This window comes from Lacticaseibacillus pantheris DSM 15945 = JCM 12539 = NBRC 106106, from assembly GCF_001311175.1.
GTDB lineage: Bacteria > Bacillota > Bacilli > Lactobacillales > Lactobacillaceae > Lacticaseibacillus > Lacticaseibacillus pantheris.
On sequence record NZ_BBAI01000058.1, the window covers coordinates 1 to 9,375 of the forward strand.

Annotated in this window: 6 protein-coding genes, 1 other RNA gene and 3 pseudogenes; all 10 read right to left on the reverse strand. The window is 55.0% G+C overall.

Annotation, left to right across the window (positions count from 1 at the left end):
- Positions 1-150: 150 nt before the first annotated feature.
- The 10 genes and pseudogenes from JCM12539_RS11800 to JCM12539_RS11840 all read right to left on the reverse strand — a co-directional run bounded on the left by JCM12539_RS11800 (position 151) and on the right by JCM12539_RS11840 (position 8,831).
- Complete coding sequence (locus JCM12539_RS11800) at positions 151-423, reverse strand: DUF2508 family protein (RefSeq protein ID WP_054651716.1); 273 nt, start codon at positions 421-423, stop codon at positions 151-153.
- A gap of 10 nt (positions 424-433) precedes the next feature.
- Positions 434-1,032 (reverse strand): annotated as a pseudogene (gene recR / locus JCM12539_RS11805) (recombination mediator RecR).
- Positions 1,033-1,058: 26 nt separating this feature from the next.
- Positions 1,059-1,358, reverse strand: a complete 300-nt coding sequence (locus JCM12539_RS11810) for a YbaB/EbfC family nucleoid-associated protein (protein WP_173585396.1) — start codon at positions 1,356-1,358, stop codon at positions 1,059-1,061.
- A gap of 167 nt (positions 1,359-1,525) precedes the next feature.
- Positions 1,526-3,325 carry a DNA polymerase III subunit gamma/tau gene (dnaX, locus tag JCM12539_RS11815; RefSeq protein ID WP_054651718.1) on the reverse strand — a complete coding sequence of 600 codons (1,800 nt, stop codon included), beginning with the start codon at positions 3,323-3,325 and terminating at the stop codon, positions 1,526-1,528.
- Positions 3,326-3,438: 113 nt separating this feature from the next.
- An RNA gene (gene ffs / locus JCM12539_RS12940) (signal recognition particle sRNA small type) lies at positions 3,439-3,525 on the reverse strand.
- Positions 3,526-4,593: 1,068 nt separating this feature from the next.
- Complete coding sequence (tadA, locus tag JCM12539_RS11820; RefSeq protein WP_054651721.1) at positions 4,594-5,088, reverse strand: tRNA adenosine(34) deaminase TadA; 495 nt, start codon at positions 5,086-5,088, stop codon at positions 4,594-4,596.
- 11 nt (positions 5,089-5,099) lie between these two features.
- On the reverse strand, positions 5,100-5,708 hold the full coding sequence (locus tag JCM12539_RS11825; RefSeq protein WP_054651723.1) for a class I SAM-dependent methyltransferase: 609 nt from the start codon (positions 5,706-5,708) through the stop codon (positions 5,100-5,102).
- A 138-nt stretch (positions 5,709-5,846) separates the two neighbouring features.
- Positions 5,847-6,703, reverse strand: a pseudogene (locus JCM12539_RS11830) (glycine betaine ABC transporter substrate-binding protein).
- A gap of 67 nt (positions 6,704-6,770) precedes the next feature.
- Positions 6,771-7,624: pseudogene (locus JCM12539_RS11835) on the reverse strand (ABC transporter permease).
- 16 nt (positions 7,625-7,640) lie between these two features.
- Positions 7,641-8,831: a quaternary amine ABC transporter ATP-binding protein gene (locus JCM12539_RS11840; RefSeq protein WP_054651724.1), complete on the reverse strand. Its 1,191-nt coding sequence runs from the start codon at positions 8,829-8,831 to the stop codon at positions 7,641-7,643.
- Positions 8,832-9,375: the final 544 nt, after the last annotated feature.

Below are 9,375 nucleotides of genomic sequence, written 5' to 3' on the forward strand. Positions count from 1 at the left end.
GGCTCGTAGCCGGTCACGGCCAACCGCCCACCACCGGAGCCACGCCAGCCGACAAAACCGTGGATCCGAGCGCCACCGGAGCCACACCACCAGCCCAAACCGGTCGCTAGAAAACAAAAAGCAGACCTCAAAGTCTGCCCACAAAGCTGCTTAATGCAACTGTTTACGTTCCAGGTTGTAACGCACCGAGAAGTCTTCGACCTGCTTACCCGACACCCGCCGTAACCGGGCTTGGCGGTGTAAGAAGTCGAACAGCCCCTCCTGCAGCTCCACCTGCGCCTGCTGCCGGAGGTCCATGGCACCCTCAGTCGAATTATTCAGAATCTTGTGTGCCCGCGCGTTCTGGTCCCGCACCGCGTAAATCAACTCCAACAGCTCCGCGTCCCGGTCCAGCTTTGCACTCGTCTTCTTACGTCCAAACATCACGCTACCCCTACAATTCGGTCCGGCCCTCAACGGCCTTCATCAACGTCATCTGGTCAGCATACTCAATGTCGCTACCCACGGCGAGCCCGTGCGCCAGGCGTGTGACCTTTATCCCAGCCGGCTTAATCAACCGGGCCAAGTACGAGCCGTCGCCTCACCCTCGGGCGTCGCGTTGGTGGCCACAATCACCTCGTTGACCTCGTCGTTGTTCTGCAAACGCCGAATCAAGCTGGTGATGTTAATGTCGTCGGGACCTAGGCCCTCAATCGGCGACAACACCCCATGCAAGACGTGGTACAGACCGTGATATTCGTTCATCCGGTCAATGCTCATCACGTCTTTGACCTGTTCCACCACCAGGATGGTGCTGCGGTCACGTGACTTGTCCGTGCAAATTACGCATGGGTCAACGTCAGTAATGTTGCCACAAATTGAACAGTAGTGGAGCTGCTCCTTTGCGTTCACTAACGACGAAGCAAAGGTGTGCACGTCGTTTTTGTCCATATCAATGGTATAAAAAGCCAACCGGGTGGCCGTCTTCTCGCCGACCCCGGGAAGCTTCATGTAACTGTCAATTAGCTTGGCAATTGGATCTGGATATTGCATAATCTCTACCTAACCTTAACGTCGATTTAGAATGGCAGCCCCTGGGTGTACTTGCCCATCTTGGACTGCGTCGTCTGGTCAATCTGGCCCAAAGCGTCGTTGACCGCCTCCATGACCAGGTCAGACAGCATGTCAGGGTCATCCGGGTCAATGGCCTCCGGGTTAACATTGAGCGCCGTCATCTTACGGTCACCGGTAAAATCGACCGTGACCAAATCCTGGGCACTCTTGCCCGTAAAGGTGGTCGTGTTAATTTCGTCCTGCGTGCTGGCCATTTCCTTTTGCAGCTTCTGCATCTGCTTCATCATGCCCTGCATGTTGCCCATGTTACCCATACGTCCCATATTTGCCATTACTCATTCTCCATTTCGTTTGTCATTTTCAGCTTTGCTTATCAATGTAACGCTAACGCCCATTCAATACTTAATGTTTCCGCCTATCTTAATGAATTACCACAAAGTTGGTCCGGCACAGCAGCGACGACCGGCATTCGCTAGTCCTCTTTGACCGTCACGTTACCATCGCCGAACATATCCGTCAACGTGTCCACGGCCTTGTTGTCCGCCGCCTGATTATCGGTCTGGGCCGCCTCCTCGTTAGCGGGTTCGGCGGCAGATTCAGTACCGCTCTCACCGGCGGCCGCGCTGGCCTGTTGCTTCTGGAAACCGACTTCCTTGATGAAGCGCTGCCGGACCACTGGCCACTGAGCTTTCTCAATCAGTACAACCTGCTCGTCATGGTGTAGGAACTGCTGCAGGGACGCCCCCACCTCTTTGAGCAAAACCTCGTCGTTCTGGACGCGCTCCACCATGATGTCGTAATCAAAGCTGATGATAACGCCGTCAGGGCTCGCCGCCACCGGTTCGCTGATGTTCATCATCGCTTTGCGGCGGTCCGTCAGCTTATTCAGCACGTCCGGCCAGACGTTCCGCAAAGCCAGCAGGTCATCCTTGGTCGCCTTGCCCAAAATTGGGTAGATTGCGTGCGTATTGACCTCTGTGCGTTTACGTCCGTGACCCGTTGCTGGAGCCGCCTTACTCTTGGCGGGAGTGGCCCGCCCTGCTCCAGCGGTCGACAGTTGCCGCACCGTCTTGGTGAGCTGCGCCACTTCATCGCGTAGTTCGTTGACCTCCGCCGTGGCCGCCGCGCCGCCATCCGGTGCGCTATTCACAACTGCTGCGTCCTCGTTACTGCTATCATCCGCGGCACTGGCCGGTTGCGTGAGCTGGACTGTGGCTACCTGCAAGTACAGCTCTGGTTGGTTCGTCAACCGCAGTTGCTGCTGCGTCCGGTTCAACGTGTTCACCACGTGAAAGAGCCACGGTGCTTCCAGCTCCTGGGCCAGTGACTTGAACTCGTCCCCGGCCAACGCGATTTCGCCCGAGTCGACCAAAGTGGGTGCGGACTGGTAAACGAGCAGGTCGCGCGCGTACGCGATTAAGTCATCGATCAAGCGCGCGGGGTCCTTGCCTGCCGCGAGCACATCGCGGACCACCGCCAGGCCGGCTGCCACATCACCTTTGTGCACATCGGCTAAGTACTGACCCAACTCCTGTTCGGTGACCGCCCCGGTGACGTCCTGCGCGGCTTCCAAGCTGACGTGATTATCGCTAAAGTTGAGCACCTGATCCAAAATCGAGAGCGCATCACGCATCCCACCCTCGGCCGCCCGCGCAATGACTGCGAGCGCCTCCTGGTCGTACGTAATCTGCTTATCGTCGAGAATGTCGCCGAGGTGCCCCTCGATGTCCTTCATGGTAATCCGACGAAAGTCAAACCGCTGCGTTCGGGAGATAATGGTAGCCGGAATTTTATTCGGTTCCGTGGTGGCCAAAATGAACACCACGTGTGCCGGTGGCTCTTCCAGAGTCTTCAACAACGCGTTGAAGGCACCGGTGGACAGCATGTGCACTTCGTCGATGATGTAGACCTTAACGCGAGCCTCGGTGGGGGCGTACTTAGCCTTATCCCGAATATCACGGATTTCATCGACGCCGTTGTTGCTGGCGGCATCAATTTCGATGACGTCGGGCTGGCTGCCATTATTAATCGCCTGGCAAATGACGCAGGTGTTGTCGGGTTCGCCATCCTGCACGTTCAAACAGTTCAGTGCCTTGGCCAAAATTTTGGCCACACTGGTCTTACCGGTTCCGCGTGGCCCGGTGAATAGGTACGCATGACTGGTTTGACCGGTAGCCACCGCGTTTTTGAGGGTCTGGGTAATGGCCTCCTGGCCGACCACCTGGGCAAAGGTTTGGGGGCGCCATACCCGGTACAATGCTTGGTAACTCACGTGCGGTCATCCTCTCCGAATTTTTACTAACTTCAATTTTAACATAATGTGCGGGGATTGCCCGGCGTATGTAAAAGGGGTCGGAACAATGTCCGACCCCCGCTCAATATCTCAATAACAAAAGGCACATGGTGAACCAACCTTAGTGCTGCTTCCTTCCGGACCTGACACGATTCGGAAGGCCGCCATTGCCTTCAGGCCTTTCGGCACTCCATATTATACACAGTCCACCTGGGTTTGACCAGCCCTTAGTGGTGGTTTGTTGTCCGACCGGTCTGGGGTGATGGTGCGGCTGCGGTAGGTGCGGGTGGCCGTGACCGGCTACGAGCCTCATGCTAACGACCGGTCCATTGAGACAGGGCGGCTCCGGCAGGTGGGGCTTCACCTGTGGCCGAAGCTACGAACCTCACGCTCCGGCCGTTCCGGCCTCCCGCGAATATTTGAACTCGAGGAACCCACTCGATTTCAAATATTTGATTCCGTAACTCGCTTCGCTCGAACGGAACTTCGGGTATGCAGCCGCCACGGATGAAGCCCCACCCGCCTCTGCCACCCTGTCTCAATGGACCTAATTTGCAGGCACAATTGGGTTGGTGTTTGAAGTGAAAAATTCATCTGCGGCACAATACAACGCCTGAGTTCGAAAACATTTACGCTGCTAGCGGGCATAGTCACAAATCAATTGGAATACCTCAACTCGGACTCCAGAGTGCTCGCTTCGTTGGATCAGCCAATAGTCAAACACGTGCAACTCGCCCGAGGGCACTGAGCAATTCACATACCATGGATTTTTTTTATCTTGGGAAAACTATGCGGCAACAAGCCAACAGACCATTGTTTAGGTATTCCTCGCATACGGAAATGCACACATACGCAGCCGGGTTACAAACCCAATCTCTCTGTCAGAAACTGCACACTCCAATGCCTCGGTACACTGCACCACACCGTCGACCTGAATCTGGGCACCACCGGGGCAACCACAACATAGGCCCATTGAGTGGGGATGGTGGAGGCAGGCGGGGGTTAATGCGTGGCGGCTGTATGCCCGTAGTTCTGTAGGAGCGATAGCGACGTACAGAATCAAATTGGATAGATCGAGCGGTTTTTGCTCGAGCTAGCCAATTCGCGGTAGCCCGCCAGGGCGAGAGCGTGAGGCTCACAGCTTCGGCCACGGATTAACCCCCGCCTGCCGGAACCATCCCCGCTCAATGTGCCGGTCGGATTAACCCCCATCTGTCGGAACCAGCGCACCACAATGTGCCGGTCGTTTAGTTCCCCGACGCCTTGGCGGCCTTTTGTTTAGCGCGGATGCCGCGGAAGAACCGCGTAAGCATGGCGCTAGATTCCGCCTGGAAGATGCCGCCGACCGAACCCACCTGGTGGTTAAACCGGCTGTCAGTCAGGAGGTTGACCAGCGTTCCCGCCGCCCCCGCTTTGGGATCCGGCGCCCCCCAGTAACAAATCCGCACGCGACTGTTAATCATCGCCCCCGCACACATCGGGCACGGCTCCAACGTCACGTACAAGTCGCAGTCCTCTAGCCGCCACGAATGCCGCACCATGCACGCCTCGCGGATGGCCATCATCTCGGCGTGATGCGTCCCGTCCTGGGTGTGCTCACGCATGTTGTGCCCGCGACCAATCACCTGGCCGTTATACACCACAACGGCACCGATGGGCACCTCGCCAATCGCCTCCGCTTTGGCTGCTTCGTCCAGCGCAACCTTCATGAAGCCCTCAATTTCTTCGTGTGTGGCTGTCATCCAGAATCCTCCTAGCCCTTGATGCTGTGCAAAATGTAATAACCCTTATCCTTGCGCGGAACGTCACAGTTACCAAAGGTGGCCTGTAACAGCTTCTTGGCGCTCGGTGCCCCCTGCTTTTTCTGCAGGACCACAAAGATCTCGCCGCCAGCCCGTAAGTGCGCGTACGCACCGGTCAGGATGGCATTCACCACGTCTTTGCCGGCCCGGACCGGTGGATTCGTCACCACCACACCAAAATCGGTGCGGGAAATGGCGTCAAAGGCGCTCGACTCAATAATATCCGTGCGGTCCTCAACGCCATTGGTCGCCGCATTACGCTTTGCCAGCGCCAAGGCCCGCTCGTTCACGTCGCTCATCACCACGTGCCGCTCTGGCAGGTGTAGCGCGAGCGCAATCCCGATTGGTCCGTACCCGCAGCCAATATCGGCCACATCGCCGGCAGCTAAATCCGTCCGCTGGGCAACCGTGTCAATCAAAACCCGGCTCCCATAATCAACGGTGTGGCGCGAAAAGACACCACTGTCCGTGGTCAACCGCACGTCGTGACCCGCCAGCGGGAAGGTGAATGACACCTCATCGTGAGCCAGATTGGGGTTGTTGGTGTAATAATGTTCCATTTGCATACTGCTCCTTTGCGTCGCTCATCATCCGAACGACCATCTATTGTGAATTATAACAGAGACAAAGACGTTAAGGATACGCAAACGGGCCTAACCGTCACCTGATTGGCGCGGTTAAGCCCGTTATTTTGCGAATTACTTCTTATTCAGATCCTCAATCGAGTTCACTTTGGTCATGTACGTCGGCACCGCCAGGCCCACTTTGGCCCCACGGAGGTTCACACCCAAATCGACGAACTGACCCTGATACTTCTTGTAGTACACGCCGCTGGTGTTCGGCAACCAGGCACAAACCTGTGCGTCCGCCGCCTTTGTGGCAATGGAAGCCACATTGGCTGCATTTCCATCGACTGCAGGGTGACCTTGTAACCCACACTCCGGAGCACCTCAGCGACAACGTTCGTGGACGCAATTTCTGAGTCCCACGCCACGTAGGTTAGCTTGATGGCATCCCCGTTAACGTGCTTCACGCCGGCCGTCCACTGGTTCACCTGCTGCTGGTGAGCCTTAATCCACTTATTGGCCGCTTGCTTAGGATCGGCGCCCTTATTGACCGCCAGCATGACCGTGGACATCTCTTCCTTCGTCCAGTGGAACCGGTCCAGCACGGTGTATGCTTCCGGTTTATCGTGCTTCAAGCCCTTGCGCACGACGGTGTGAATATTTTCAGCTTTGCCGTACACGCCCTTGGGATCCTTCAGGAACTTCAATTTGTACTTAGTGAACATCCAGTGTGGCTGCCATCCGGTCACCACGATTGGCTGCCGGTTCTTAATCGCTTTGCCCAGCGTGCTGGTCATCGCGGATGAAGAACTGGTCTGTAACTGCCACTTATTGAGGTCGTACCGCTTGATGGCCTTCTGCGTGGTTGCCATCTCCCCAGCACCGGCGTCAATCCCGGTAATCGTGTAGTCCACCTGGGGCCCGACCGCTTCGTTGGGCTTGTATTCAGCCAGTTGCGTGCTGCAACCTGCCAGTACAGGCACCAACATGACGGTTAAAGCCGCAAGCGCCCACCACCATTTACGTTGTTTCAAATGCACAGTTGGTCCCCCCTCGCTAATGTTCCGGCTTGTTCACAAGCTGCGTAATCCGGTCCAAAATAATGGCGATAATGACCACGGCGAGCCCGGCCGTGAAACCAGCACCGGCCTCGTTACGGCCAACGGCAAAGTAGACGTCAGTCCCCAAGCCCATCGCCCCAATCATGGAGGCAGTCACAACCATGGATAGCGCCAGCATCAGCGTCTGGTTGACACCAGACATGATGGTTTTGCGTGCCAACGGTAGCTGTACCTTGAACAACTTTTGCCAGCTCGTGGAGCCGTATGAGTCGGCCGCCTCAATCAGGTCGGTCGGTACCTGCCGAATCCCCAGGTTGGTCATCCGCACGACTGGCGGCATGGCGAAAATCAGGGATGAAATCACGCCGGGCACCGTCCCAATGCCGAAGAAAGCGACGGCAGGAATCAGGTAAACAAAGGCAGGCATCGTCTGCATAAAGTCCAGGATGGGCTGAATGATTGTCTGGGCCACGTTACTTTTGGCCATCAGGATCCCTAGCGGAATACCAATCACCAGCGCAATGACGCTGGAGTCAGGACCAGGGACAGCGTCCGCGTCATGTCCTGCCAATAGTCCAGGTTCCAGATTAAGCCCAAGCCGAGTAATTCCAGTACCAAGAGCCAGTACCGTGGCGCTTTACGGCTCAGATACCACGTCCATGCCATCACCAACACAATAAACAGCCATTGCGGCAGCAGGTCGAAGAACCACTGGAAGCCCCCGTTAATACCCGCGACAAAGTTAATAATGACGTTGAAGAAACCGGTGAACTGCGTCAACCAGTCCACTAAACTATCAACCCAGTTAGCTAACGGTAACTGGGGAATACTTGTACCAATTAAATTCATCATTTAGTCACCCCCATTAGTCGCCCGCAATCGCAGCCAGAACCGCACCACGAATCACGACGCCGATTAACCGCTTCTTATCGTCCAGCACACCTAATGGAGCCGAAATCGAAGAAATTTCATCGATAATATCGTTCAACGGTGTTTCGGCAGTGGTCGTCTGGACATCCGGGTTAACAATGGTACGGATGCTACGTACGGACCGATCCTTGTCGTCCGCAATCAGCTTGATGGTATCGCGAGCTTCAATGAAGCCCACCAGTTCACGCTGATTGTTCGTAACGAACAACGTCGACACTTCGTTGGCACGCATCCGGCGTAGCGCCAAACGCGGACCGTCAGTCTCAATGTTCACCGTGTACGGACGAATCATGACGCTACCAACCGTAATCACTTTGGTGCGGTCCACGTCCTCAATAAAGCGCTCAACGTAGTCATTGGCTGGGGCAGTCAGAATTTCTTCGGGCGTCCCGATTTGTACCAATTGACCGTCGCGCATAATCATGATGCGGTTACCAATCCGCAGGGCTTCGTTCAAATCGTGGCTAATGAAAATAATCGTCTTGTGCAGGTCAGCTTGCAGTTCCAGCAACTCATCCTGCATGTCTTTGCGGTTCAACGGGTCCAAAGCAGAAAAGGCTTCGTCCATCAATAGAATGTCGGCGTCGTTCGCCAGCGCACGCGCCAGGCCAACCCGCTGCTGCATCCCACCAGACAACTGGTCGGGATACTGATCCGCGTAACCGTTCAGGCCGACGCGGTCGAGCGCCTTATTCGCCTTGGCGTACCGTTCATCCTTGCCCACACCCTGAATTTCCAAACCGTACGCAGCGTTATCCAAAATCGTCCGCTGCGGAAACAATGCGAACTGCTGGAACACCATGCTCATTTTGTGCCGCCGCACCTCGCGCAACTGCTTCTTGTCCAGTTGCGTTAAGTCCTCGCCGTCAATCGTAATTCGTCCTGAAGTGGGTTCAATTAACCGGTTAATCATACGAATCAGCGTTGATTTTCCGGAACCAGATAACCCCATAATGACAAAGATTTCACCCGATTGAACGTTGAAGCTGATGTCGCTCACCCCAACGGTCGAACCGGTTGCCTTCAAAATCTCCGCCTTACTCTTACCGGCCTCAATCATGGACCGTACCTGTTTGTTATGGCCACCAAAAATCTTGGTGAGGTGTTCAACCTTGACCTTTTCCAAACGCGTAGCCTCCCTTTAATGTACTTCTACAATATGCAACAAAACCGCATTACGCCAAAAATAAGCAATATAATGCGGCAATCATAAATAATACTGCTAGTAATATCATTATTTGTCAAATGGGGCGAGTTTTGCAAACCACGATGAAAACGCCTAATCACGCGGTTTGTTGCACTGTGGCGGTGATGAGAAAGGTTCTCATTTTCTTGAACATGAAGCTTAGTTGGTGGTAATTACAAAAAAAAGAATTCAAGAACAAACGGTCTGTCGGAAATTAGTGGGAATGGATGGACTTGTTTGCGTGACCACAGCTTGATAAATTGCCGATGCAAGTGGTTGGGGTTTGCATAGACCAATTTGGTTCGGAGTTCGGGGCGCGCGGGAAAACGCCGTTAAAGTAAGGATAGTCAAAATGGCTAAAACGGGGTCCCTCCCAACCTGGGGGAGAGAATGCCTCCACGCTCAGGCGATACTCTTACAGTACAAAACGAGCTGCGCAGGCCAGAAAGCGACGTATAAGGGACTCCCACCAAAAGGCCAAAAT

Bases quoted from the DNA above. Each gene is read 5' to 3' on its own strand.
- JCM12539_RS11825 (WP_054651723.1), bottom strand. From the start codon at position 5,708: ATGGAACATTATTACACCAACAACCCCAATCTGGCTCACGATGAGGTG.
- JCM12539_RS11810 (WP_173585396.1), bottom strand. From the start codon at position 1,358: ATGGGCAACATGCAGGGCATGATGAAGCAGATGCAGAAGCTGCAAAAG.
- JCM12539_RS11800 (WP_054651716.1), bottom strand. From the start codon at position 423: ATGTTTGGACGTAAGAAGACGAGTGCAAAGCTGGACCGGGACGCGGAG.
- tadA (WP_054651721.1), bottom strand. From the start codon at position 5,088: ATGACAGCCACACACGAAGAAATTGAGGGCTTCATGAAGGTTGCGCTG.